Below are 24,785 nucleotides of genomic sequence, written 5' to 3'. Positions count from 1 at the left end.
TGTTTTTCTATGTGTAATCTTGCCTGAAATATCGCACTGCGATGCTGTTGCTGATCAATGCGCGGCTTTTTTACCTTTCAGGCGGCTGAGCAGGTTGAATATGATCAGCGCCACGCTACCGGCTGCAACGCCAACCAGCAAATTGGCCAGGCTAGGCACCAGCGCGCCAGCAATCGCGCCGCTCTGGCTAGCCAGAGCTTCAATGCCATGGTGCAGAGCCGGAACGCCATGCGTCAGAATACCACCGCCCACCAGAAACATCGCAGCGGTGCCGACGATAGTCAGCAATTTCATCAGTTTGGGTGCAGTGGCGACCAGAGCGCCGCCCAGCGCCTTGAGCAGGGCATTGGATTTTTTTAGCAGATAAAAACCCGCGTCGTCCAGTTTGACAATCCCGGCGACCAGACCGTAAACCCCAACCGTCATAATCGCGCTGATGCCAGCCAGCACCATAAACTGCGTACTGAGCGATTTATCGGCCACCGTACCCAGCGCAATCACGATAATTTCGGCCGAGAGTACAAAATCGGTACGGATCGCACCTTTGATTTTTTCTTTTTCCAGCGCAACAAGGTCAATTGATTCATCGCTGAGCGCGGCCAGATGCGCCTGATGCTCGCTTTGCTCGGCCTCGTCGTCTTTATGCAGGAATTTATGCGCCAGCTTTTCCACGCCTTCAAAGCACAGGTATAAACCACCCAGCATCAGCAGTGGGATCACTGCCCAGGGAATAAAGGCGCTGATGGCCAGCGCGGCAGGCACCAGAATCACTTTATTTTTCAGCGAGCCCACCGCCACAGCCCAGACCACCGGCAGCTCGCGTTCGGCGCGTACGCCGTTGACCTGTTCGGCATTGAGCGCCAGATCGTCGCCCAATACCCCGGCGGTTTTTTTGGCCGCTACTTTGGTCATCACCGCCACGTCATCCAGAATGGTGGCAATATCGTCGATTAAAGTCAGTAAACTGGCGCCAGCCATGGTGTTCTCCCTCGGTTTTTTTATCGTGTGTCGCCGCTGATGTGCGGCGCGGGTGTCAGTCTGATGTTAGTTTTAGATTTTTGCAAATCGTGCTTGCGAAATGCCATCAATCACCACATCTTCGGTAAACATCGCCAGCGGGCGCACCCAAAGTCCGCGCTCGCCATACTGCTGGCGGTAAATCACCATCCACTCGCAAGTTTCGGAATGGCGGGCCAGATCAATCGCCTCGTATTCAAAACCCTTGTAGTGCCGATAGTGGCCCAGTTCAAAGTCCGGTTTATCTGTCATAATATACCCTTGTGTGTATATGTCTGTAGCTTAATATCATCAATGCCTGCATGCGTATACCCATAAAAATGGCCACCCATGGGTGGCCATTTTGATCGGTGAAGTACATGCTTGAGCAGCCAAAAACCGATTACACATTAGATTACAGCTTGGGATTACAGCTTGCTTTTCAGCCAGTCGCTTGCCGTGCTCATCGCTGTTTCAACTTTACTCACGTCGGTGCCACCGGCTTGTGCCATGTCCGGACGGCCACCGCCTTTGCCGCCAACCACTTGCGCAGCCGTATTCACCAGCTCGCCCGCTTTGACTTTGCCGGTCAGATCTTTCGATACGCGGGCAATCAGGCTCACCTTGTCGTCGTTAACGCAGGCCAGCAAGGCCACGCCGCTTTGCAGACGATCCATAATCTTATCGCTCATTTCGCGCAACATGCCGCTTTCTACGCCGTCAATCACGCTGCCCAGGTATTGCACGCCATTCACTGTGCGCAACTGGCTGCTGATCAACTGTTCAAGCTGGCCAAACGCCATCTGACCTTTGAGCTGGGCTACTTCTTTTTGGGCCGCTTTGAGCTCAAGCTGCAGTTTTTCCAGCTTGGACAACAGCTCGCCCGGCTGAGCGCCGGCAATGCTTGCTGCTGCTTTCAGCTCGGCATCCTGTGCTTGCGACAGCGCTAGTGCGGCAGTGCCAGTAATCGCTTCGATCCGGCGAATACCGGCCGCAACGCCGCCTTCGGACACAATCTTAAACAGGCCAATATCACCCGTACGGCTCACGTGCGTACCGCCACAGAGTTCGGTCGAGAAGTCGCCCATTTTCAGTACGCGAACTTCGTCACCGTATTTCTCGCCAAACAGCGCCATGGCACCCGATTTGATCGCGTCGTCGTAGCTCATATAACGCGCAGTTGCTTCGTCGTTGGCCATAATCACCTGATTGACCAGGTTTTCAATCTGGGCGATTTCATCGCTCGTCAACGCTTTCGGGTGCGAGAAGTCAAAACGGGTGCGCTCAAAATTAACCAGCGAGCCTTTTTGCTCCACATGCGTGCCGAGCACTTCGCGCAAGGCGGCGTGCAGCAAATGCGTCGCGCTGTGATTGCGCTGGCTGGCCTGGCGCTTGGCAATGTCGATGCTGGCCGTGACGGCGTCGCCCACTTTCAGGCTGCCGCTGACGATCTGACCTTGATGGCCAAATACGTCGGCTTTGATTTTTTGTGTGTCGGTGACATTAAACACGCCGTTGCCCGCAATCACGCCCACATCACCGGCCTGACCGCCCGATTCGGCGTAAAACGGCGTATGGTCAAGGACGATCACGCCTTCTTCACCAGCGGACAATTGCTGAACCTGTTCGCTGCCTTTATAAAGTGCAATCACTTTGGCTGCGCGGCTCGCTTCGGTGTAGCCGTGGAAGCACGATGCTTCGCCTTCATAAGCCAGACCTGCCGTCATTTTAAAGCTGCCAGCAGCTTTGGATTGCTTGCGCTGCGCTTCAAGCGCGGCTTCAAAACCGGCGATATCGACGGTGACATTGCGCTCGCGGCACACGTCGGCGGTCAGATCAATAGGGAAGCCATAAGTGTCCGACAGTTTGAACGCCACATCGCCATCGAGTACCTGCTGGCCGTCACCGAGTACGCTGTCGAGCAGCGTCATGCCGTTTTCCAGCGTGCGGCCGAAGATTTCTTCTTCGGTTTTCAGTGCGTCAATAATGTGATCTTTGCGCGTACGCAGTTCCGGGTAGGCATCGCCCATCACTTCGGCCAGTGGTGCAACGAGTTTATGGAAGAAATAGCCTTTCTGGCCCAGCTTGTAACCATGACGGATCGCGCGGCGGATAATCCGGCGCAATACGTAGCCACGGCCATCGTTCGCTGGCAAAGCGCCATCAGCGATCAGAAATGCGCACGAGCGGATATGATCGGCGATGACTTTGAGTGACGGTGAATTCGCGTCTGTCGCGCCGGTTTCGCGTTGCGCAGCGGCGAGCAAATGCTGGAACAGATCGATTTCGTAGTTGGCGTGCACTTTTTGCATGACAGCCGAAATACGCTCCAGACCCATGCCGGTATCGACCGATGGCTTGGGCAGCGGATGCAGCACACCGTTTTCATCGCGGTTAAATTGCATGAAAACGTTGTTCCAGATTTCGATATAGCGATCACCGTCTTCTTCAGGTGATCCCGGAGGGCCACCCCAGTGTTGCGGGCCGTGATCGTAGAAAATTTCGGTACATGGGCCACATGGGCCGGTGTCACCCATTTGCCAGAAGTTGTCTGATGCGTACGGCGCGCCTTTATTGTCGCCAATGCGGACGATCTTTTCGGCCGGTACGCCCACTTCCTTATTCCAGATGTCAAAAGCTTCGTCGTCCGTCGCGTAGACGGTGACCATCAGTTTTTCTTTCGGGATAGCCAGCCATTCGGGCGAGGTCAGAAACTCCCACGCATACAAAATCGCTTCGCGTTTGAAGTAGTCGCCAAACGAGAAATTGCCGAGCATTTCAAAAAAGGTATGGTGACGCGCGGTGTAGCCGACGTTTTCCAGGTCATTGTGCTTGCCGCCAGCGCGAACGCATTTCTGGCTGCTCGCGGCGCGCGTGTACGGGCGTTTATCGAAGCCCAGAAACACGTCTTTAAATTGGTTCATACCGGCATTGGTGAACAGAATGGTCGGATCGTTGGCTGGGATCAGCGACGATGATGCGACGATCTGGTGGCTTTTGCTGGCAAAAAAATCCAGGAACTTCTGGCGAATCTGGGATGATTTCATATAGATCTTACGCGCGCGCAGTTTAACAACAAGGGTATCGATTCTAATGCAAACTGGCTTTGGCGGGTAGGCGGGCAGTGGATTTGTGTCGCTTCACGACCAAAGCGCTGCGCTGCAAGCCCGGTGGTTGAAGATTTGGCGCAGCTACGCGGCAGATTGAATCTTGATTTGGTCTTGGCTTGCTTTCTGTGGGGGTATAGCTTTATGGATGAATGTCAATATGCTCTGCAGGTCAATACCCTGTATAGTATATGCTAATCCAGATCAACATCGGGATTAGCCGCATATTCGCCTTCATATTCAGTGACCTCATATCCATCTCTCGCACCGCTGACCACGCGGTAAATCACGCTGGTGCTAAATCCCCGGCTGGCCAGAAAACGCAGCTGCTTGGCGCGCTCTTTGGGATCGGTGGCCACTTGGCCGAATTTTTTCTGCCACAGGCGGCGTGCGGTTTCGATTTCCTGCTCGGCAACGGCTTCAATACTGGCGTCGATAATCTCGCTGGCCACACCACGCTGGCGCAACTCCTGTTTGAGTCTGCCTACGCCGTAGCGCTGGCTGCGGTAATGCGTCCATTGTTCGGCAAAGCGGCTATCCGATAGCCAGCCGCGCGCCTCGAAATCATCGAGCAGCGCCGGGATTTCTTCGGGTTTTTCGGTGTGGGCCTTGAGTTTTTGCGCTAGCTCGGCGCGCGAATGATCGCGTCGACCCAGCATTTGCAGTGCTTTATTGCGCAGGGAAACCATGCTTGTGCTCCAGCTCGATTCAATAAAAAAGGCTCCCGCTAGGAGAGCCTTCTGATTGCGTGCACTTTAATTGTGTGAACTTTGATTGTGCATTGCGAAGTGCTTATTCGGCTGCTTCGAGATCGTCGCCGCCCATTTCAATCGGCAAGCTGCTGCCAATCAGTTTATCGCGTACTTTTTTGATGATTTCTTCGGCCAGCTCCGGGTTGTCTTTCAGGAACTGACGCGAGTTTTCCAGGCCTTGGCCGATCTTGTTGCCATTGTAGCTGTACCAGGCGCCTGATTTTTCGACGATCTTGTTGGCCACGCCTTGCTCGATAATCTCGCCTTCACGCGAAATGCCTTCGCCGTACAGAATATCAAACGTGATCACGCGGAATGGCGGTGCCACCTTGTTTTTGGCGACTTTAACCTTGGTCTGGTTACCGATGATCTCTTCGCCTTTTTTCACCGCGCCAATGCGACGAATATCGAGACGTACCGAAGCGTAGAACTTCAAGGCATTACCACCAGTAGTAGTTTCCGGGCTTTGCCCCGGCATCATTGCGCCAATCTTCATGCGTAGCTGGTTAATAAAGATCACCAGCGTATTAGTGCGTTTGATATTACCGGTCAGCTTGCGCAGTGCCTGGCTCATCAGGCGGGCTTGCAGGCCGACGTGTACGTCACCCATTTCGCCTTCGATCTCGGCTTTGGGCGTCAGCGCCGCAACCGAGTCAACAACGATAATATCCACACCGCCAGAGCGAACCAGCATGTCGGCGATTTCCAGTGCCTGCTCGCCGGTATCTGGCTGAGAAATCAGCATGTCAGAGACATTCACGCCCAGTTTTTGCGCATAGATCGGATCGAGGGCGTTTTCTGCGTCGATGTACGCAGCCACGCCGCCCAGCTTCTGGATTTCGGCAACCACGTGCAAACACAGCGTAGTTTTACCTGATGATTCAGGCCCGAAGATTTCAACAATACGGCCACGTGGCAAGCCACCTACACCCAGAGCCAAATCCAGCCCCAGCGAGCCGGTGGAGACCACTTGCAGATCGTTTTCGATCTGGTTGTCGCCCATTTTCATAATCGCGCCTTTACCAAACTGGCGTTCAATCTGGGCTAATGCGGCGGCGAGTGCTTTGCTTTTGTTGTCATCCATGATGTGATCCTGAGCGTATGGGTTAGGTAGGGCGATTATAGAACATTCGTTCTGTAATGCAAGCCCTGTGGTGCAGATAACTTAAACTTCCTGCACTTTGAGCGCTTGCTCTGGCAGTGTGAAATAGAAAACGGTGCCTTCACCGGGCGTTGATTTGGCCCAGATGCGCCCGCCGTGACGGCTGATAATCCGCTGCACAGCCGTCAGCCCGATGCCGTTGCCGCTGTACTGTGCTTGCGAGTGCAGGCGGTAGAAGGGGGTAAACAGGTTTTTGGCTTGCGACATATTAAAGCCGATGCCTTCGTCGGCGACGTAATACACCATTTGCCCGTTCACATGCGTGCTGCCCAGCGAAATCCGGATGATGTCCTTGCTTTGCGAGTATTTCCACGCGTTTTCCAGCAAGTTGAACAAGGCGATACGCAATAGCCGGGGATCAGCATCCACATTCAGATCGGGGGTAATCGTGATCTCGCAGGCGCGATCTGGTTGCAGCATGGTGATTTCATCCATGATGTCGTGGCCCATCGCGCTCAGATCAACGCTTTGTGGCCGTACTTCCGTGCGCGAGAATTGCTGCAGCATCAGCAAATCGTCAATCCGGCTCGCCATGCCATTGATACTGCCGCGTATCCTTTGCAGGTAATTGCGCGCGTTGCTGTCCAGATTGTCCTGATAGTCGTCGACCAGTACCTGGCTAAAACCTTCGATGGTGCGCAGCGGCGTACGCAAATCGTGCGTCAGAATATTGGTCAGGATTTCCAGCTCATGGTTGCTGGTGGCCAATTCGCGGCTGCGGTCTTCAATGGCGTTTTCCAGATGATGGCGATAGCTCTCCAGCTGGATTTCATTGTGTTTGCGCTGGCTGATGTCAAACAGGAAACCCTGCAGGTGCGGTAAACCTGCCGGGTCCAGATCGCAGGTAGCCATGATTTGCACCCAGACTTCCTTGCCATTGGCCGCCAGCAGGCGGCATTCGAATTCGTAAACTTGCCCCGGTTCGTGTACATCGGCAAATAGCGGATAGGCATAGTGTCTATCGTCCGGATGCAGATAGCTGCTTAAAAAGCCTTCGCTATACCAGACGGCCAGTGGATAATTGAGCAGCTGTTCGGCTTGCGGGCCCACATAGGTAAAGCGCCATTCTTCCGGGCGCGCATCCCACGGGATCAGGCGTGTTGATTCAACCAGTCGCCGCATGCGGTCTTCGCTAACCCGTAGCGCCGATTCAATTTGCTGGCGGCTCATCAGGTCGGCCTCAAGCTGCAGGTTTTTCTGTTCCAGCGTGCTGATCATTTTTTGCAAGGCTTGCCGCGTTTGCTCCAGCGCGCTGCCCAACTGGCCGATTTCATCTTCGCGATGCCAGATAAACGGACGGTCAAGCTGATCGTTCGCCAACTGCGTCGATTGCTGGGTCAGTTTTTCCAGCGGGCGCAGGACGCGTGAATTAAGCAAAAACAAAATCAGCCCCAAGCTAAAGGCCACCTGAATGGCCACGGCAATCAGATATTGCTGCTGCTTGCGCTCAATGGCCTGTTTGGCCAGCCCGTCGTCCAGCTCCAGCGTGACATTGCCGATGACATTGCCTTGCTTGCTGACCAGATGCGAGAGCGATGAGAGCTTGCCCAGACGACGCTCGGGTTTGTTGCTGTTCAGAAAAACGCCCAGCGAAGCGTCGTTGACCACGATGCGGATCACCCGTGGATCGCTCATCACCGAATCGAGCAGCGGCTTGCCCGATTCGGGGGCCAGATTCCACAGCGGCTCCTGCATACCCAGCACCAGAATTTCGACCAGCCGCTCGTGATCCTGCCGAATGTTTTTTTCCGCGTTGGCCAGATCGGTGCGGATGCTCAAATAGCCATTGATGCTGGCGGGCAGCAGCAGACCGAGCAGAATGGCCAGAATGACGGCGGGACGAAGTGACAGGTTCATGCTGGTTTTTTGGCGTGTCAGCTGACAAAAGTGTGAATGTAGGCAGTCTAATCGACTTTTTTTGATCCGACTATGAATTCGGTATCAACTTGCACCCAAACATCAATAGACCCGCTGTATTGTGAATACACTTGGCGAACTTGATCTGCCGCAGCTTCAGGCCAGAATCCGCTTCGATCCCTACTGCGCACGCGGCATAATAGCGGCAAACAAGTCAGGGGAGCGCCAAATGAAAATCATCGTATTGGGGGCAGGGGTTATCGGGGTGACAAGTGCCTGGTTTCTGGCGCAGGAAGGGCATGATGTGACGGTGGTCGAGCGCTCGCAGGAGCCAGCTAGGGAAACCAGTTATGCCAATGGTGGGCAAATTTCGGTGTGCCATGCCGAGCCATGGGCCAACCCCAAAGCACCGTGGAAAACGCTGCAATGGTTAGGTGAAGAAGATGCGCCCTTATTATTTCGCCTGAAAGCCGACTGGAATCAATGGCGCTGGGGCTTGCGCTTTTTGCAGCAATGCACCAAAGCGCAGGCCAAAGCCAACCTGCAAAATTTGGTGCGCCTTGGTCTGTATAGCCGCGCGACCTTGCAAAGCCTGCGCGCCAAAACCGGTGTGCAATACCATCAGCGTACCGAAGGCATTCTGCATTACTACACTGACCACGCCGAATATGAGGCCGCCATTCCGGCTGCTGCACTGATGCGCGAGGTGGGCTTAGATCGCCAAGTCAAAACCGCCGCAGAATGTCTGGCCATTGAGCCGGCGCTGGCGCAATCGCGTTATCCGATTGTCGGTGGCACGTATACGCCCAGCGATGAATCGGGCGATGCGCGGCAATTCACCAACGAGCTGGCTGATCGCTGTGCTGCGCTGGGTGTGCAATTTCGCTATGACTGCGCGATTGAAGCGCTGATTCGCGCAGGGGATGACGTTAAAGCGGTGCGCGTGTGCAGCGAGGAAGAGGGCGAGGAAGTTTTGCAGGCCGATCAGATTGTCGTCTGTCTGGGCAGCTACAGCCCGCAGTATTTGCAGCCGCTGGGCATCACGCTCGATATTTATCCGGCCAAAGGTTATTCGGCGACGATTCCGGTGATTGACCCCGATTTTGCGCCCACAGTGAGCTTGACCGACGATGGCTACAAGCTGGTGTTTTCACGTTTGGGTGATCGCTTGCGCGTCGCTGGTACGGCCGAATTTAATGGCTACAACCTCGACCTGAATCCGATCCGCTGCAAGGCGCTGATTGATCGCACCAGCCAGATTTTCCCGCAGGGCATGGATTATGCCCGCGCTGAATTCTGGACGGGGTTGCGCCCAGCGACGCCGGGCAATCTGCCCTATATCGGCCAGACTCGCTACCCAAGCCTGTGGCTGAACACGGGTCACGGCACGCTGGGCTGGACCGAATGCTGTGGCTCGGCCAAAGCGATTAGCGATTTGATCGCGCAGCGCAAACCGGAAGTGGATTTTCCATTTGTTGCTGGCGTGTAAAACGAACTGACTTTGAAATGAGAAAGGGTATTGCTCTGTAGGTCAATTTGGAAAAGACCTACAGAGCAATACCCTTTGTGTGTATATCTAAGATCGATTACAGCGTAATGGCGTGTTCGCGTGTGGCGTGGAATTTCAGTTCCGGCCAGCGTTCCATTGTCAGATCCAGATTCACGCGGCTGGTGGCCAGATAAGCCAGGCTGTCGGCGGCGTCGCGGCTCAGATTGTTGACCAGATTTTTCTCAAAATCGGCGAGTTTTTTCGCATCATCACACGACACCCAGCGCGCGGTGTAAATCGGCGTTGATTCAAACATCGCTTCCACGCCGTATTCGTTCAGCAACCGCGACGCAACGACTTCAAACTGCAGCACACCGACTGCACCCAGAATCAAATCGCCGCCATTCAATGGCTTGAAAACCTGCACTGCGCCTTCTTCACCGAGCTGTTGCAAGCCTTTTTGCAGTTGCTTGATCTTCAGCGGGTTTTTGATGCGCACAATGCGGAACATTTCCGGTGCGAAGTAGGGAATGCCAGTAAACGACAGCAATTCGCCTTCAGAAAACGAGTCGCCAATCTGGATATTGCCGTGATTGGGCAGACCGATAATGTCACCGGCGTAGGCTTCTTCAACCTGCTCGCGACCTTGCGCCATAAAAGTCACGACCGAATTGGCGGCAATTTCGCGGTTTAAGCGCAAATGCTTGAACTTCATGCCACGGGTAAATTCACCCGAGCAGACGCGCAAGAAGGCGATCCGGTCGCGGTGTTTCGGGTCCATATTGGCCTGAATCTTGAACACGAAGGCCGAGAATTTTTCTTCCGTCGGCGTTACATCGCGCTGAATCGCATGGCTTTCCGATGGTTGCGGTGCCCAATCGACCAGCGCGTTCAAGATTTCACGAATGCCGAAGTTATTGATCGCCGAGCCAAAGAACACCGGCGTCAAAGTGCCGGCGAGGAATTCTTCCAGATCGAATGGGTGCGACGCACCGCGAACCAGTTCGAGCTCCATACGCGTGTTTTCGATTTCCAGCGGGAACAATTCATCCAGACGCGGATTGTCGATGCCTTTGATAATTTCCACTTCATCGAGCGGGCCTTGACCCGGCGTGAACAGGATAATTTCATCGGTTAGAATGCTATACACGCCGCGGAAAGTCTTGCCCATCCCGATCGGCCACGTAATCGGCGCACAGCGGATTTCCAGTACGCTTTCTACTTCATCCAGCAGCTCGAGGTTGTCACGTACTTCACGGTCGTACTTGTTCATGAAGGTGATAATCGGCGTATGGCGCATGCGGCAGACGTTCAGCAATTTGATCGTTTGCGCTTCCACGCCCTTGGCCGCGTCAATCACCATCAGCGCCGAGTCAACGGCGGTGAGTACGCGGTAGGTGTCTTCCGAGAAGTCCTGGTGGCCCGGCGTGTCGAGCAGGTTGACGACGTGATCGCGGTAATCGAACTGCATCACCGATGAAGCCACCGAGATACCCCGTTGCTTTTCGATGTCCATCCAGTCGGAGGTGGCAAACTTGCCGCCTTTTTTACCCTTGACCGTACCGGCAGCCTGAATCGTGCCCGAAAAATACAACAGTTTTTCAGTCAGCGTGGTTTTACCCGCGTCAGGGTGGGAAATGATGGCAAACGTACGGCGACGTGCCACTTCACTGCGAATATCCGGCATGGTCTTGGTCTTCTTGGCCTTGCAATCAAGGCTGGGGAAAAACGCGCGATTGTACGCCAATTGCCCCGGGACGAACAGGGCAGCTCGGTGCGAGCGGTTTACTAGCTGGCGCTATTGACGGGCAGCAGCAAGGTGAAAATGGCGCCGCCATCCGGGTGATTTCTGGCGCTGATTTGGCCGTTATGATCGAGCATAATCTGGCGGCTGATGGCCAGCCCCAGCCCGGTGCCGCCGCCCATGCGCACGCGGCTACTCTGGATGAATTTGTCGAAAATGGTTTCCAGCTCGTTTTCCGGAATGCCCGGTCCATGGTCGCGCACTTCAATGCTGACCGCTGGTTCGCCGTTTTCCAGCAGGTCTACCGGATTGACCGAAATCTCGATGGCGCTGCCGCTGGGGCTGAATTTAATGGCATTCGAGAGCAAATTGACCATCACCTGCGTAATGCGGGCTTTGTCGAAAATGGTATTGATTTCTTCCTGCTGCTCGTTAAATTCCAGCTGCAATTGCTTGCCAGCGAGCAAAGAGCCCATTTCGGCAATCGCCATGCGCACAATCAGCTGCAGGCTATGCTTGCCTTTGTCGTAGCTCATTTTATTGGCTTCAAGGCGCGACATATCGAGCAAATCGTTGAGCAAGACCAGCAGCCGTTTGCCCGAGGCGTTGATGCGCTCGTAATAGCGATTCAGATGGCTGGCTTCGGGTAGCTCCAGCTTGCTGGTTTTGGCCAGCCCCATTTCGGAGAACGACAAAATGGCGTGCATCGGCGTGCGCAATTCGTGGCTCATATTGGCCAGGAACGATGATTTGGCCAGATTGGCATTTTCAGCGGCGTCTTTGGCATCGACCAAGCGGCGCTCGATTTCCTTGAGCTGGGCAATATCGGTAAAGAAGGCATAGGCGTATTCGATGTTTTCCTGCTCATCGAGCACGACACCGCTATTGACCAGGAAAGGATGAAGCTGGCCGTGCTGGTCAGCTAGTTCAATATCCTTGGCAGTATGTCCTTGCAGGGCAAGATTCATCAGGTCTGCGGGGAAGAACGGGGTACAGGTATCGCCCCAGATGGTTTGCGGATTCAAGCCGATCAGCGTTTCACGGCTAAAGCCCAGCAGGCGGGTGAACGAGTGATTGACATCGCGAATGCGATGATCGGCGTCGATCAGCAAAAAGCCGTCGGCGGTCTGATCGATAATGGTGCGGTTCAGCCGCTCGGACTGGCGCAGCGATTGGGCGGCGATCCGTTGCGAGGTGATGTCCTCCACCACGGCAATCATGCCCTTGCTCATATCGCCAGCCACCAGCGCCTTGGCATAAATCATGGCCCAGAACGGCGTGTGGTCACGGCGGTACAGCTCGGTTTCACCCCGATACACGCCGCCGGTGGCAATGCGTGACCAGATTTTCTGGCGGATATTTTCGTATTGCTCGGGCGAATTAAAGATATGTCGGGTTTCGGTGTCGATAATATCGCTGCTGGCAAAGCCAAACAGCAGCTCAAACGCTGGATTGACGAGGCGCACAACGCCATTCATCGACAGCATGATGGCCAGCGGGCTGGCGTCCAGCACGGTGCGAATTTCAGCCGTTCTTTCCTGCACCATTTCATGCAGCTGATCGCGGTGCTGACGCAGCTCCTGCTCGGCCAGACGGCGCTCGGAGATATCACGCGCCGTGCAGCAGACATAGGCTTCGCGCTGGAATTTGATCAGCGAAAAGGTCAGCTCCATTGGAATCTTGTCGCCCTGGCTGTTTTGCAGCGGGCTTTCGATACTGATCTGTTTCTGCTCTTGCAGCCGGTGCCAGTACGCCAGCCAGTCCTCGTCGTCCATCTCGGCAAACAGATCAACAAAGTGCTGGCTGATCAGCTCCTGTCGGCTAAATCCAGATAGATTGGCCAAGCTTTTATTGGCATAACGAATCAGGCCGCTGTGATCGCACCACAGCGTCAGGTCTGGCGATTCATCGACCGTATGCTGGGTCAGAAATAGCCGACCTTCCACTTCTTCAACATGGCGGATCTGGCGCAACAGAATATAGAGCAGCATCGAAACAATCGACATCAGCCCCAGCGCCATCAGAATGCGCGTGACAGTTTGTTCGTGAAACGGCGCCAGCACGATGTCCAGATCGTGCCGGATGGTGATAATCAGCGGCAATTCGCTTTGATTCACCATAAAGGTCAATAATTGCTCTTTGCCCAGCGTGGACTTGATGGTTTGTGTGCTGTGACGTTTCAGACGCAATTGCTCGAATAGCAGCGAATCATTCTGGCGCTCGTTAGTGGCCAGCTTGCTCTCGTCAAACGGGTAATTGACCAGCACCACACCGTCGCTGCGCAATAGCTGGATTGACACGCCTTCGGCTAAATTAAGCGATTCATAAAACTTCAGAAAATAGGTCGGCTCCATCCCCGAGAGCAGCACGCCGCCAAAGTCGCCATTAGGCGCATTGATCCGGCGGGTTGAGGCAATCAGCCATTTGCCATCGGTGCGCGAGAGCATGGGCTCGCTGATAAAAGCCTGGGTGGTGCTGTAATTGCGGTGATACTGGAAATACGCTCGGTCTGCCAGATTGATTTTGCGAGCCGGGTATTCAAGGCCGTGGCTATGGATATTGCCACTGGCATCGATGGTGATAATGCCGCGAATTTGCGGCGTGAGCCTGACTTTGTCTTTGAGCTGCAGATGCATCAGATATTCGTCGGCCCGATCGACGCCGCCATGGCGATCCAGATCTTCGGCGATGTTTTGCATCGCCTGTTCGACCGACAGAAAAGCACGCGTGGCATTTTCATCGAGTGCACGCGCCAGCGACTGATCGCTACGTCGAGCCTCGGCGATGGCCTGATGGTAATCACGCACGGTGATCCAGGCTAGCGTCAGCAGCACGAGCAACACCATTACGCCATAAAAACCCAGCAAGCCGCTGCGCAGGCCGCGCAGGGTGTGCCGGGTTAAATGATTGGTTGGCGTTTTGTGCTTATCCAATAGACTGATGTCAAAGATTTTTCTTGGCCTCCAAGGCTTCCCAGCGCTCAAGCTTTTCAAGCGTCAGCAACTCAATTTGCTCAATTCTATCTTGCATTTCACGCGCTTTGATCGGCTCGGTGCGATAAATTGTAGGATCGAGTAAAGATTGTTGTAATTTTGCTTGTTCAGCCTCGAGTGCTTCCAGCTCGGCAGGGATTTGTTCCAGTTCGCGGTTTTCATTAAAACTCAGCTTGTTGCGCTTGGGTTTTTCCTCCACCGCTTTTACCACCACGTTAGCTGCTGCAGGGGCGGCCTTCTTGGTTTCGGCCTGTGCAGTGAGCATGCGCGTGCGGGCGCTGATCCAGTCGGCGTAGCCTCCCGCGTTTTCCAGCAGTACGCCATTGGGCTCGAAAACGATGGTTTGCGTCACCACATTATCAAGGAAGGCGCGATCATGGCTGACGACAAACACAGTGCCGGTGTAGCTGGCGAGTAGCTCTTCGAGCAATTCCAGCGTGTCGATATCCAAGTCATTCGTTGGCTCATCGAGCACCAGAATATTGGCCGGTTTGGTAAACAGGCGCGCCAGCAGCAGGCGGTTGCGCTCGCCACCCGACAGTGATTTCACCGGGCTGCGCGCGCGCTCGGCCGGGAATAGAAACTCTTCCAGATAGCCGATGATGTGCTTGCGCTGGCCGCCAATTTCGACGTAATCATTGCCCTGGCCAACGGTATCGGCGACCGATTGTTCTTCATCCAGCTGTTCGCGGAACTGGTCAAAATAGGCCACTTGCAAATTGGTGCCCTGTTTGACGCTGCCGGTATCGGGCTGCAAATCGCCCAGAATCATTTTCAATAGCGTGGTTTTGCCCGCACCATTGGGGCCGATCAGGCCGATCTTGTCGCCACGCAGCAATCGGGTGGTGAAATTCTTGATCAGTACCTTTTCGCTGCCATCCGGGTTGGTGTACGACTTGCTGACGTTTTCCAGCTCGGCAACCAGTTTGCCGCTGCGCTCGCCCGCATCGAGCTGGAACGAGACATTGCCGACGCGTTCGCGCCGTGCGGCACGTTCACGACGCAGCGCTTCCAGACGGCGCACACGGCCTTCGTTGCGCGTACGGCGCGCCTTGATGCCTTGGCGAATCCAGACTTCTTCTTGAGCGAGGACTTTATCAAATTGGCGATTGGCGGTTTCTTCCACGGCGAGCAATTCGGCTTTTTTGACTTCGTAGGCCGAGAAGTTGCCGGGGAAGCTAACGATATTGCCGCGATCGAGTTCAACAATGCGCGTGCTGACGTTATCCAGAAAGCTACGGTCGTGGGTAATAAACAACACACTGCCGCTGAAATTTTTTAGCAGCGTTTCCAGCCATTCAATCGCGCTGACGTCCAGATGATTGGTTGGCTCATCGAGTAATAGAACATCGGGTTCGGTGACCAGCGCACGCGCCAGTGCAACGCGTTTTTTCCAGCCGCCAGACAAGGCGCTGACTGGCGTATCGGGTGGCAGATTCAGAATCGACATGGTATTGGCAATCAGTGAATCAAGCCGCCAGCCGTCCTGGTTTTCCAGCTCGTGCTGCAAATCGGCCAGCCGCTGCATGCCTTCATCCGAGTCATCCAGATCGTGAATTGCAGCGTGGTAATCAATCAGCAACTGACGTACATTGCCCAGACCTTCGGCCACGGCTTCGTAGACGGTGTGCCCCGGCTCGAATACCGGCTCCTGCGGCACAAAAGCCATGCGGGCATTATTGATCAGGCGGATCGCGCCTTCGTCGAGTTTGTTCACGCCAGCAATAGTTTTCAGCAAGGACGATTTGCCCGCGCCATTGCGGCCGATCAGCCCCACGCGTTCGCCAGGTTCCAGCACCAGATTGGCACCGTCTAAGAGCGGCCAGTGGCCGAAGGCGAGGTGAGCATTTTCAACAATAAGCAAAGGCATGGGTGTACTTGGGGTGTGATTTTCCGAGCCGCAATTATACGGCCTGCGTTTGGACATTGACATGCCGCGATATAGAATCAGGCCATAACTATGCTGGAGAAGCCCGAATGAGGCGTGCTTTGCTATTGTTTTTATGCAGTTTTTTCCTGCTTGCTCCTGCTGCGCTCTGGGCGAAAAAGGAGAGCCGGACGCCAGTGAAAAAGCCAGTTGCGGCAGCCGAAAGTCATCATCCTGCAATGGCTGCTGTAACGCCGCCGCAAGAGGGCGAGCCCTATGATCCGCAAAATCCGCCAGCCCGCTTGCGGGTGCTGGTGGCGCTGGGGCCATCGACTTATTTTATTAAAGACGGCAAACCGCACGGGCTGGAGTTTGCGATGCTGCAAGGCTTTGAATCCGAGCTGAACCGCCGTCGGCCCAAATCGCGCCCGCCGATTCGTCTGCAATTTATTCCTGTGGATGCGGGCGAGCTGATTCCGGCTTTGCGCGAGGGCCGAGGTGATATTGCTGCGGGGATGATTCCTTTTTCCGAATCGCTAAAAAGCCTGGTCGGCGTGACCGAGCCCTATGCCAGCGATGAATGGTGCTTGCTTGGGCAGCGTGAGCAAGCGCTGTCTTTTTCCACGCTGGCTGAGTTGCCGCTGATATTGACCAGCGGCAGCTATGCTCGCCGCTTGTTAAGCCAGCAGGACAAGCAGCTTGTTCTTGACGAAGCACCCATCGGCCACAATGCCGAGATGGTCTTGCGCGACATCAATACCAACTCCGAGCAGCAAACGCTCAGCAGCCGTGCCGTCTACAAACTGTGGGCCACCACGTATGGCAAGCTCAAGCTGGGCGAATGCCTGAGCGCGCGCAGCCCCCTGGTATGGCTGGTGGATCAGGCCAATCCGGCGTTGGCCAATGATTTGAATAATTATATTGCTTCGCGGCAATTTACTTCGCTCGATAAAGCGATTGAGCTGACCCGTCGGCATCTGATTGTGGATGGCAAGGTTGAGCGCAGCGACAAAGTCACCTCAATGGATAAACTGGCCATTTTTGCGCCGATTTTCCAGGCGGCTGCGGCGGCCAATAATCTGGACTGGCTGCTGCTGGCCGCTATCGGCCAGAAAGAATCAAAACTTAGCCCGGTGATCCGTCAGAATGGCCCGACCGGCGTGATGCAGGTGAATCCGTCAACCGCCCGGGCCATGGGCGTGCGTGACCCGCACAGCAACGAAGGCAATATCTCGGCCGCGGCCATTTATCTGAACTATTTGCGCAAAATGTACAGCCGCGAAGGCATCAGTGAAGAAAACCAGTTGTATTTCATGATTGCGGCGTATAACGCCGGCGAAGGGCGCTTGGCGCAATTGCGGCGGATTGCCAAATCCAAGGGGCTGAACCCGAATATCTGGGTGGGTCATGTCGAGCAGGTGGCGCTCACTTCAGTCAGCCGTGGCATGGTGGATTATGTCTCGACGGTGAATCGTTACTATCTGGCGTATCAGGCCGCAGAAAAAGCGCGGGCACGGCAGAAAAAGGCCGACGTGAAATAAAAGCAACAGCGTGCTTGATTTCGCTGATCTGCGGCAGAGGAAAACGTAATTGGTGCTGATTTATAGGGTATTGCTCTGCAGGTAATGATTTTATTAATCTGTAGAGCAATACCCTATAGCTTTTATTCTGAATCTGCACTGCTATGGTGCGCGGTCAGCGCGGATTGGCCTGTCTTTGGTGCAATCTTCACGACCATGGGCGCTGATTGCTCACTGATTCATCGTGGCTTTGGATAGTGCACTGCGATTGCGCGTTGAGTCTGGCTTTGGATGTAGTAAAATTACGCAAATTCCGGATTGACCTTTTGCAATTTTGATTCGAAAAAAATATTGAAAAAAAATACAGGTTTAGCTTTTTCCCTGCTTTAAATCATGTCTTTCGTGATCAGAGTGGCGTATTGTTCGGCCTGACAAACCAGCTTTTTCTTCTCGGAGACTTTCTTTTATGCATTGCGGTACAAAAATCGTTGCCACGCTTGGCCCTGCTTCAACCGATCCAGCCGTACTGGAAAGCCTGATTCAGGCCGGTGTAAATACCGTTCGTTTGAATTTCTCGCACGGCACCGCTCAGGATCATATTGATCGCGCCGCCACCGTGCGCGCGATTGCCAAAAAGCTGGGTAAATCAGTCGCTGTACTGGCCGACTTGCAAGGCCCGAAAATCCGCGTTGGCAAATTTGAAAAAAATAAAATCGAGCTGGTCAAAGGCGCAAAATTTGTGCTGGATGCCGAGTGCGAGCTGGGTAACCAAGACACTGTAGGTCTGGATTATAAAGAGCTGCCCAATGACGTTGAGCCAGGCGTAGTGTTGCTGCTGGACGACGGCAAAATCCAGCTGGTGGTTGATTCTGTTGTTGGCGCTAAAGTCTACACGACGGTTACAGTGGGTGGCCCGTTGTCGAATAACAAAGGGATTAACCGCCAAGGCGGTGGCCTCACAGCCCCGGCGCTGACGGCGAAAGACATGGAAGACATCAAGACCGCCGCGGTACTTGAAGCAGACTACATTGCCGTGTCATTCCCGAAATCATCGGCCGATATGTATATGGCGCGCACACTGGTTCGCGCAGCCGGCGGCCATGCTTTGCTGATCGCCAAAATCGAGCGTACCGAAGCGATTACCAATCTGGAAGAAATCCTTGATGCATCAGACGGCATCATGGTGGCGCGTGGCGATTTGGCCGTTGAAGTGGGCGATGCAGCCGTACCCGCGCTGCAAAAACGCATGATCAAGCTCGCGCGTAAAAAGCACAAACTGACCATCACGGCCACGCAGATGATGGAATCAATGATTACCAGCCCAGTACCAACCCGCGCCGAAGTTTCCGATTGTGCAAATGCAGTATTGGATGGTACGGATGCGGTCATGTTGTCGGCTGAATCGGCGGCGGGTAAATATCCGCTGGAAGCGGTGCAGGCGATGGCGCGGACTTGCTTTGAAGCCGAGCGTTCGGGCGAGGGCAAAATCGAAGGCGAATTCGATAACGTCAGCGATTTCGAGCGCATCGATCAGGCCGTCACCATGGCGGCGGTGTACGCCAGCAGCAATATGAATGTGAAAGCCATTGTATGTATTTCGCATTCAGGCGCTTCGGCATTGTGGCTGTCGCGTTATATCACCGGTGTGCCAATTTATGTATTTACACAGGAAGTGAATACCTATCGCAAGCTGGCGCTGTATCGCCATGTAACGCCGATTATGGTCGATGCCAATATCGGTGCTGATCGCGAGGCGCACGTGGCTTATGCCCAGCTTGAGCTGCTGCGCACTGGCAAAGTGGTGCCAGGTGATCGCGTGATTGTCACGCTGGCTTCGCAAAGCAATGGCGTGAACACGGGTGCCAACACCATGCGTATTATTCAGATTGCCCAAGGTCAGCGCGTTTAAAGCGCCGTTGCCTCAGCAATCAGACAGCCGACCTAGGTCGGCTGTTTTCTTATGGAGAGATTCAATTCGATGAGCCAACTCATTTATGAAGATGAGGTCATCATCACCGCGATTCGCGCGCAGGGTGCGGGTGGGCAGAATGTCAACAAGGTCTCGAATGCCGTGCATTTGCGCTTTGATATTCGCGCGTCGAGCTTGTCCGATGAGCTAAAAAACCGGCTCTTGCATTGGCCCGATCAACGGATTAGCAAAGACGGCATCATTATTATCAAGGCGCAGGCTTCACGCAGCCTTGAAGCCAATCGCTATGAAGCTTTGCAGCGTTTGCAGGCGCTGATTGATCAGGTCGCGCATAAACCCAAGGCGCGCCGTGCAACCAAACCAAGCTGGGGCTCGCAACAAACACGGATGGATAAAAAGAACCAGCGCGGCAGCATTAAATCGCTGCGTGGGAAAGTTCGCCTCGATTGAAGTCGCTGAAACTGCGTACAATAGCGTTTTAGCAATGAGATCCGCACCATGAGCCAAGATAATCCAGACGCAATCCGCCTTTCCAAACGCATGGCGGAGCTAGGGCTGTGCTCGCGCACGCAAGCCGATGTGCTGATTGCCGAAGGGCGCGTGCAGGTGGATGGACAAATTGTGGATGTCCTCGGTAGCCGCGTCCTGCCGCATCAGGACATTAAAATCGTTGATAGCGATTTGCTGAGCAGCGCGCTCGCGCCCAGCGACAAGGTGACGCTGATCTGGCATAAACCCGTCGGCGTGGCGGTGTGGCCGGGTGAGGAATATACGCAGTTTTTCGTGCCGGAAAATCGCGCCGCCGATGATAGATCAGGGATAGTCTGGCTGAAAAAACATCGCTCGCGGCTGACAACGCCGTTTGGTCTGGACGCCGAGGCTAGCGGGCTGGTGCTGCTGACGCAGGATGCACGTCTGGCCGCCAAGCTGGCGCAAATCAATGATTATGAGCAGGAATATCTGGTCTGGCTTGATCAGGTGGCGGCTGACAGCCAGATTGAGGCGATGAATGCCGTCAAAATGTTTGACGAGCAGCCGATCAAAGGCTGGAAAACCAGCCGCCAGAGCGAGCAGCAATTGCGCATGGTGATTCGCGCCAATGCCGAAGGCGTGGTGCCCGATTTGTGCGATGTGGCCAAATTGACCGTCAAAGCGTTTAAACGCAACCGGATTGGCCGTTTGCCGCTGGGTGCTCTGGAAGCAGGGCAGTGGCGCTATCTATTGCCGATGGAGAAGATCTAATAGGGGTATTTCTCTGTAGGTAAATCTAGAATTGATCTGCAGAGATATACCCTATTGAGTATCTTCGATTTGTTTGCGGATAACCTGATTGAAGGCCTGAACCCATTCGGCCGCAAATTGCCGGTCGCACGCATTGATTTCGGCAATCGCCCGCAAGGTTGATTTTTGCTGGCCACGGTGGCTGTGTTTGAGCAAAATGGCTTCAAAAGCATCGACAATCGCCAGAATTTTGGCGCCGTCACAAATCTGCCCTTCGCTTAAACCGTGCGGATAGCCATTGCCGGTAACGGTTTCATGGTGCTGTAAAATCATCTGCGTTGCCGCTTGCCAGCCGACAAAGCGATTGGCTATCTCGGCTGCCCAGCGTGGATGTTTGTGCAGCTCGACGATGGCGGCAGGCGAGAGCTTTTCCGGCCTAAGCCATTGCGACTCGGGCAAAAACATCATGCCGATATCGTGCAGATACACCGCCGCTTCCAGTTGTTCCGGGTCAACCCGGTTGCCCGCCATTTTATTGGTCGCCAGCGCATAGCCCAGATTGCGCTCGGTGCGACCATGAAACAGCGCCGAGCGGGCTTCCAGCTGCATCGCCATTTCGCGAAAGAAAATCAGATCCTGATGCAGCTCCTGCGTACTGCGCGCTTGCGCGGCAGGGGTAAAGTCTTTGTTGAGTGCGCTGCCGGGCTTGAAACCGGTGACCGCTTCGATCAGCCGGCTGGTCGCCGTATCAATTTCGCTGGGCGTTTGGTGGGCCAGATTGTGCAGGCCATTGGCCAGCGAGATCAGTGCCAGCGGGGCCAGATTTTGCTGTTCGGCGAGCAGTTCGGTGGCTTGTTCGATGCGATCGAGTGTTAGCAGAAAAATCTCGGCCAGACCATCGGTAAAGCGGATTTCGCCATCACGCAGGCGCGAGAGTAGTGTCTCGGCGCAATGCATGATCGGGATCACAAAAGTAACGCGACACAGGCCCGCATCTCCCTTGATATTGTGAAATTCGCGAAACAGATTGGTTAGCGTGACCTTGTCATTGCCTTCTTGCTTGAGCTTGGCGATCAGCGCCTCGATTTGCGGGGCATGATCGGCTAGCCCGTCTTTGAAATCCTGAAATGCATTCCAGTCTTCTATCGCCGGGTTGATTAGATTGATGCCGGCAATATCCAGAGGCGTGTTCATTGGCAGGCTCCGGTGCGTTTGGCATGGCCTTTCATACGCATTTCCTGCCCTTCAGCCTTGATCAGATGTTCAAATTGATACTGGTCACGCTGATTGCTAAAGGTAATCACGCTGTGCATCGTGGCCGCTCTGGGCTGGCTGCATTTCATATCCATCGTGACGGTATTGCCTTGCTGCACGATCTTGGGTTTCTCGCATTTTGTGTTCGGCTCTTGCCCCATCTGGTGCCATTGCTCAAGTTTGGCCCGGTCAAGACATTGTGTGACGGTCATGGTGCCCGCTTTGGCATCGATTTCCATGCCTTGCTTGCGCATTTGCTGCATCGCTTCTGGTGGCATTTTGACCATTGCGGCTCTTTGCGCCTCAGGCAAGCTGCTGGTGATAGCCCAGCGGCCTTCCATAGGCCGGATGTCGGCGGCAAAGCTGACCGAACTCAGAATAAACAAGCTGATTCCCAGGCTGATTGGTTGCAGATAGTTTGACATGGCAATTTTTCCTGTAGTTTGTAAGAAACACGGTATGATCGTCTCCATTGTTTATAGCTTTTTTCCATTCTTCGGCATGGATCTTTGGAGTCGTGTATGTCGCAAATTGCAGAATTAAGTCCGGTGCAGGCTCGTATCCTGGGGGTGCTGATCGAAAAAGAACGCACCGTACCCGATACCTATCCGCTGACACTCAATGGCCTGCTCGCCGGCTGCAATCAGAAAACCAGCCGCGAGCCCGTAATGGAGCTGAGCGAGGCGGATTTGATCCCGGCGCTCGATGAGCTGAAAAATGCGGGCTGGGTGCTGGATCACCTGAGCGGTCGAGTTGCCCGCTATAGCCATCAGCTGGGCAAGGTGCTGCAGATTCCGACGCAATCGGTTGCGGTTTTGGCCACGCTAATGCTGCGTGGCCCGCAAACGGCGGGGGAGTTGCGTAATAACTGCGAGCGTTTGCACCGCTTTGCCGATATTTCGGCCATAGAAGCGTTTTTGCAGGAGCTGGCCGAACGCAGCAGCGGCGCTTTGGTGTGCTTATTGCCACGCCAGAGCGGCGCGCGCGAGCCACGCTGGGCGCATCTGCTTGCAGGTGAAATCGATTTAAACGCTCTGCAGAGCACCGCTACGCCATCGGCTCAGGCGGACTTGCGTGAAAGGGTCGAGCAACTAGAAGCAGCCTTGGCGGCGCTGCAAACCGAGTTTATGGCGTTTAAATCGCAGCTGGGTGGGTAAAAAATCACGTCTGGCGGATTAACGCGTCGCAATTATGCGATTTTGCTCAGATTTTGTGGTTTTTGTGCAAAAAGTGCTTGCCAGCCCAGCTTTGCTCGGCGAATATATCAACCGCAGGATCTTCAAGCAGTGGATGTATGTTGTAGTGGCTAGGCCGTACCGCAGTGCTTTCCCTTGATTTTCGTGCATCTTTTATATAATTCCGCAATTTAGGATACGAAAAATGGCACAAGGTACCGTTAAGTGGTTCAACGACTCTAAAGGCTTCGGCTTTATCACTCCAGACGAAGGCGGCGAAGATCTGTTTGCTCACTTCTCTCAAATCGTGTCTAAAGGTTTCAAAACCTTGGCTGAAGGTCAAAAAGTTTCTTTCGAAGTAACTACTGGCCCTAAAGGCAAACAAGCTTCTAACATCCAACCTCTGTAATTCAGAGTTGTTTGTTTAAGTAAGTAGAAAACCCAGCATAAGCTGGGTTTTTTGTTGTCTGCTCGATTTCGAGCTTGCTATGCAATGATGACTTAGCTTGCCATCGGTAGCGCGTTAAAATGATGCGAGCTTACTGGTTTTCCGGGTTTTTGCCTTTTATTGGCGCATAAAAAGCCCGAATCTTGGCCATATCGGCTTCCAGATCACCTGTCGGGTAAAACACCTCGCCACACCCGCCAACCTTACGGCCAAAATCGATAAAGCCCAACACAATGGGCAGCTGACTACCGAGGGCAATGTAGTAAAAGCCGGTCTTCCACTTTTCGACTTTCTTGCGTGTTCCTTCGGGTGGGATGGCCACCACCAGTTGTTCGTGCTCGCCAAACACCTGCACCATTTGCTCGACCAGTGAATTCGATTGACGGCGATCAACCGGGATGCCGCCTAGCCAACGGGCAATCGGTCCAAGCGGGCCCCAGAACAGCGTGTGCTTGCCCATCCAGTACACTTTTTGCCGCCGCGCAAAACAGATGGCGATGCCGATCGGAAAATCCCAGTTGCTGGTATGAGGGGCGCCGATCAGTACATATTTGGGTAAATCGGGAAATTCACCTTCAATTTTCCAGCCTGCAATTCGCAGCATCAGCCGGCCCAATCCCGGCAGAATATGCCGCAACACTGGCGTATCGAAAATCGTGCGCTGCATTATTTGGCCTGGGTTTTTCCGAGCAGTTTGCTCATCAGATTATTCATCCCGCTTTTGCGTTGTTTTTCTTTTGCGCTGGCCGTGCCAAAGCGATCCGGTGTACTGGCGCCGTGTAAATCATTGTGTAGCTTTTCTGCTTTGCGCTTTTCTAATTCGTATTTTTTCATCGTCATGCTGGTTTTCCTCTGTTTAGGGGGCGTATTCTACGGATTACTGTTCACAAAGTCTTAAAAAACCCATGAATCTGGCCGAACTCTCGATCAAAGTCCGTCAATTTGCCGACGAGCGTGATTGGCGTAAATATCACAATCCCAAAAATCTGGTGATGGCCATGTCGGTCGAAATGGCCGAGCTGCTTGAACATTATCAATGGCTCACCCCCGAGCAAGCTGCCCAGCTTGATATCGATGAGCAATCTCCCATCGCGCAGGAGATGGCCGATGTCATGCTCTATATGCTACGCCTGGCCGATGAGCTGGGGGTCGATATGGAAGAGGCGATCTTGCACAAAATGCAGCTCAATGCGCAGAAATATCCAGCTGCCGAGCGCTAGATGTTTTGCTAGATACATTGATGTATTGCTCGCTAGCGCTTTATTCTATT

At 54.1% G+C, this 24,785-nt stretch carries 21 protein-coding genes; 8 read left to right on the top strand and 13 right to left on the bottom strand.

What is annotated here, in order from left to right; all coding sequences use genetic code 11:
* Nucleotides 1–54: 54 nt before the first annotated feature.
* From ABHF33_RS02230 to ABHF33_RS02205, 6 genes are all read right to left on the bottom strand, one after another.
* On the bottom strand, nt 55–978 hold the full coding sequence (locus tag ABHF33_RS02230; protein WP_348945436.1) for a DUF808 domain-containing protein: 924 nt from the start codon (nt 976–978) through the stop codon (nt 55–57).
* 72 nt (nt 979–1,050) lie between these two features.
* Nucleotides 1,051–1,269, bottom strand: a complete 219-nt coding sequence (locus ABHF33_RS02225; RefSeq protein ID WP_348945435.1) for a DUF1653 domain-containing protein — start codon at nt 1,267–1,269, stop codon at nt 1,051–1,053.
* 155 nt (nt 1,270–1,424) lie between these two features.
* Nucleotides 1,425–4,043 (bottom strand): alanine--tRNA ligase, encoded by a 2,619-nt coding sequence (alaS, locus tag ABHF33_RS02220; protein ID WP_348945434.1) that lies wholly within the window; start codon nt 4,041–4,043, stop codon nt 1,425–1,427.
* Between the two features lie 254 nt (nt 4,044–4,297).
* Nucleotides 4,298–4,792, bottom strand: a complete 495-nt coding sequence (gene recX / locus ABHF33_RS02215) for a recombination regulator RecX (protein ID WP_348945433.1) — start codon at nt 4,790–4,792, stop codon at nt 4,298–4,300.
* 103 nt (nt 4,793–4,895) lie between these two features.
* Nucleotides 4,896–5,939, bottom strand: coding sequence for a recombinase RecA (gene recA, locus ABHF33_RS02210; RefSeq protein WP_157670519.1), 1,044 nt, complete (start codon nt 5,937–5,939; stop codon nt 4,896–4,898).
* 81 nt (nt 5,940–6,020) lie between these two features.
* On the bottom strand, nt 6,021–7,874 hold the full coding sequence (locus ABHF33_RS02205) for a sensor histidine kinase (protein WP_348945432.1): 1,854 nt from the start codon (nt 7,872–7,874) through the stop codon (nt 6,021–6,023).
* Nucleotides 7,875–8,103: 229 nt separating this feature from the next.
* Between ABHF33_RS02205 and ABHF33_RS02200 the strand changes: the two genes are divergently transcribed.
* Nucleotides 8,104–9,363, top strand: coding sequence for a D-amino acid dehydrogenase (locus ABHF33_RS02200; protein ID WP_348945431.1), 1,260 nt, complete (start codon nt 8,104–8,106; stop codon nt 9,361–9,363).
* Between the two features lie 97 nt (nt 9,364–9,460).
* Here ABHF33_RS02200 and ABHF33_RS02195 read toward each other — a convergent pair whose 3' ends face one another.
* From ABHF33_RS02195 to ABHF33_RS02185, 3 genes are all read right to left on the bottom strand, one after another.
* A complete protein-coding gene (locus ABHF33_RS02195) occupies nt 9,461–11,050 on the bottom strand; it encodes a peptide chain release factor 3 (protein WP_348945430.1) in 1,590 nt (529 codons plus the stop codon).
* Nucleotides 11,051–11,151: 101 nt separating this feature from the next.
* The gene (locus ABHF33_RS02190) at nt 11,152–14,040 is read right to left on the bottom strand and encodes a PAS domain S-box protein (protein WP_348945429.1); all 2,889 of its coding nucleotides are present in this window, start codon (nt 14,038–14,040) and stop codon (nt 11,152–11,154) included.
* 10 nt (nt 14,041–14,050) lie between these two features.
* Nucleotides 14,051–15,970: an ATP-binding cassette domain-containing protein gene (locus ABHF33_RS02185; RefSeq protein ID WP_348945428.1), complete on the bottom strand. Its 1,920-nt coding sequence runs from the start codon at nt 15,968–15,970 to the stop codon at nt 14,051–14,053.
* Between the two features lie 194 nt (nt 15,971–16,164).
* On the opposite strand from ABHF33_RS02185, the gene ABHF33_RS02180 reads away from it, so the two are divergent.
* The 4 genes from ABHF33_RS02180 (at nt 16,165) to ABHF33_RS02165 (ending at nt 20,659) form a co-directional block, all read left to right on the top strand.
* Nucleotides 16,165–17,508, top strand: a complete 1,344-nt coding sequence (locus tag ABHF33_RS02180; protein WP_348945427.1) for a transglycosylase SLT domain-containing protein — start codon at nt 16,165–16,167, stop codon at nt 17,506–17,508.
* A 445-nt stretch (nt 17,509–17,953) separates the two neighbouring features.
* Nucleotides 17,954–19,396: a pyruvate kinase gene (gene pyk, locus ABHF33_RS02175; RefSeq protein ID WP_157670512.1), complete on the top strand. Its 1,443-nt coding sequence runs from the start codon at nt 17,954–17,956 to the stop codon at nt 19,394–19,396.
* 69 nt (nt 19,397–19,465) lie between these two features.
* Complete coding sequence (gene arfB, locus ABHF33_RS02170; RefSeq protein ID WP_348945426.1) at nt 19,466–19,867, top strand: alternative ribosome rescue aminoacyl-tRNA hydrolase ArfB; 402 nt, start codon at nt 19,466–19,468, stop codon at nt 19,865–19,867.
* Nucleotides 19,868–19,915: 48 nt separating this feature from the next.
* Nucleotides 19,916–20,659 (top strand): RNA pseudouridine synthase, encoded by a 744-nt coding sequence (locus ABHF33_RS02165; protein ID WP_348945425.1) that lies wholly within the window; start codon nt 19,916–19,918, stop codon nt 20,657–20,659.
* A 51-nt stretch (nt 20,660–20,710) separates the two neighbouring features.
* Here ABHF33_RS02165 and ABHF33_RS02160 read toward each other — a convergent pair whose 3' ends face one another.
* Both ABHF33_RS02160 and ABHF33_RS02155 read right to left on the bottom strand, forming a co-directional pair.
* Nucleotides 20,711–21,832, bottom strand: a complete 1,122-nt coding sequence (locus ABHF33_RS02160) for an HD-GYP domain-containing protein (protein ID WP_348945424.1) — start codon at nt 21,830–21,832, stop codon at nt 20,711–20,713.
* A complete protein-coding gene (locus ABHF33_RS02155; RefSeq protein WP_348945423.1) occupies nt 21,829–22,317 on the bottom strand; it encodes a DUF3617 domain-containing protein in 489 nt (162 codons plus the stop codon). Before ABHF33_RS02155 ends, ABHF33_RS02160 begins: the two co-directional genes overlap by 4 nt.
* Nucleotides 22,318–22,413: 96 nt before the next feature.
* On the opposite strand from ABHF33_RS02155, the gene ABHF33_RS02150 reads away from it, so the two are divergent.
* Together ABHF33_RS02150 and ABHF33_RS02145 are read left to right on the top strand one after the other, a co-directional pair.
* Complete coding sequence (locus ABHF33_RS02150) at nt 22,414–23,049, top strand: YceH family protein (RefSeq protein ID WP_348945422.1); 636 nt, start codon at nt 22,414–22,416, stop codon at nt 23,047–23,049.
* A 223-nt stretch (nt 23,050–23,272) separates the two neighbouring features.
* Nucleotides 23,273–23,476, top strand: coding sequence for a cold-shock protein (locus ABHF33_RS02145; protein ID WP_157670506.1), 204 nt, complete (start codon nt 23,273–23,275; stop codon nt 23,474–23,476).
* Nucleotides 23,477–23,606: 130 nt separating this feature from the next.
* Here the strand turns inward: ABHF33_RS02145 and ABHF33_RS02140 are convergent, their stop codons facing one another.
* Together ABHF33_RS02140 and ABHF33_RS02135 are read right to left on the bottom strand one after the other, a co-directional pair.
* Entirely contained in the window at nt 23,607–24,182 is a 576-nt protein-coding gene (locus ABHF33_RS02140; RefSeq protein WP_348945421.1) for a lysophospholipid acyltransferase family protein, read from the bottom strand.
* Complete coding sequence (locus ABHF33_RS02135; protein ID WP_157670504.1) at nt 24,182–24,355, bottom strand: hypothetical protein; 174 nt, start codon at nt 24,353–24,355, stop codon at nt 24,182–24,184. Before ABHF33_RS02135 ends, ABHF33_RS02140 begins: the two co-directional genes overlap by 1 nt.
* A 65-nt stretch (nt 24,356–24,420) precedes the next feature.
* Here ABHF33_RS02135 and ABHF33_RS02130 point away from each other — a divergent pair, with 65 nt between their 5' ends.
* Nucleotides 24,421–24,735: a nucleotide pyrophosphohydrolase gene (locus ABHF33_RS02130; RefSeq protein WP_348945420.1), complete on the top strand. Its 315-nt coding sequence runs from the start codon at nt 24,421–24,423 to the stop codon at nt 24,733–24,735.
* The last annotated feature ends 50 nt before the right edge of the window (nt 24,736–24,785 follow it).

It is taken from the genome of Chitinibacter sp. FCG-7, from assembly GCF_040047665.1.
In the GTDB taxonomy this organism is placed as follows: domain Bacteria; phylum Pseudomonadota; class Gammaproteobacteria; order Burkholderiales; family Chitinibacteraceae; genus Chitinibacter; species Chitinibacter mangrovi.
Note: the sequence above shows the minus strand (reverse complement) of the source record. Positions and strands in the feature narration are given on the sequence as shown.

Bases quoted from the DNA above. Each gene is read 5' to 3' on its own strand.
- alaS (WP_348945434.1), bottom strand. From the start codon at position 4,043: ATGAAATCATCCCAGATTCGCCAGAAGTTCCTGGATTTTTTTGCCAGC.
- ABHF33_RS02140 (WP_348945421.1), bottom strand. From the start codon at position 24,182: ATGCAGCGCACGATTTTCGATACGCCAGTGTTGCGGCATATTCTGCCG.
- recX (WP_348945433.1), bottom strand. From the start codon at position 4,792: ATGGTTTCCCTGCGCAATAAAGCACTGCAAATGCTGGGTCGACGCGAT.
- ABHF33_RS02200 (WP_348945431.1), top strand. From the start codon at position 8,104: ATGAAAATCATCGTATTGGGGGCAGGGGTTATCGGGGTGACAAGTGCC.
- recA (WP_157670519.1), bottom strand. From the start codon at position 5,939: ATGGATGACAACAAAAGCAAAGCACTCGCCGCCGCATTAGCCCAGATT.
- ABHF33_RS02160 (WP_348945424.1), bottom strand. From the start codon at position 21,832: ATGAACACGCCTCTGGATATTGCCGGCATCAATCTAATCAACCCGGCG.
- ABHF33_RS02185 (WP_348945428.1), bottom strand. From the start codon at position 15,970: ATGCCTTTGCTTATTGTTGAAAATGCTCACCTCGCCTTCGGCCACTGG.
- ABHF33_RS02225 (WP_348945435.1), bottom strand. From the start codon at position 1,269: ATGACAGATAAACCGGACTTTGAACTGGGCCACTATCGGCACTACAAG.
- ABHF33_RS02205 (WP_348945432.1), bottom strand. From the start codon at position 7,874: ATGAACCTGTCACTTCGTCCCGCCGTCATTCTGGCCATTCTGCTCGGT.
- ABHF33_RS02150 (WP_348945422.1), top strand. From the start codon at position 22,414: ATGTCGCAAATTGCAGAATTAAGTCCGGTGCAGGCTCGTATCCTGGGG.
- ABHF33_RS02230 (WP_348945436.1), bottom strand. From the start codon at position 978: ATGGCTGGCGCCAGTTTACTGACTTTAATCGACGATATTGCCACCATT.
- arfB (WP_348945426.1), top strand. From the start codon at position 19,466: ATGAGCCAACTCATTTATGAAGATGAGGTCATCATCACCGCGATTCGC.
- ABHF33_RS02165 (WP_348945425.1), top strand. From the start codon at position 19,916: ATGAGCCAAGATAATCCAGACGCAATCCGCCTTTCCAAACGCATGGCG.
- ABHF33_RS02155 (WP_348945423.1), bottom strand. From the start codon at position 22,317: ATGTCAAACTATCTGCAACCAATCAGCCTGGGAATCAGCTTGTTTATT.
- ABHF33_RS02145 (WP_157670506.1), top strand. From the start codon at position 23,273: ATGGCACAAGGTACCGTTAAGTGGTTCAACGACTCTAAAGGCTTCGGC.
- pyk (WP_157670512.1), top strand. From the start codon at position 17,954: ATGCATTGCGGTACAAAAATCGTTGCCACGCTTGGCCCTGCTTCAACC.
- ABHF33_RS02135 (WP_157670504.1), bottom strand. From the start codon at position 24,355: ATGACGATGAAAAAATACGAATTAGAAAAGCGCAAAGCAGAAAAGCTA.
- ABHF33_RS02195 (WP_348945430.1), bottom strand. From the start codon at position 11,050: ATGCCGGATATTCGCAGTGAAGTGGCACGTCGCCGTACGTTTGCCATC.
- ABHF33_RS02130 (WP_348945420.1), top strand. From the start codon at position 24,421: ATGAATCTGGCCGAACTCTCGATCAAAGTCCGTCAATTTGCCGACGAG.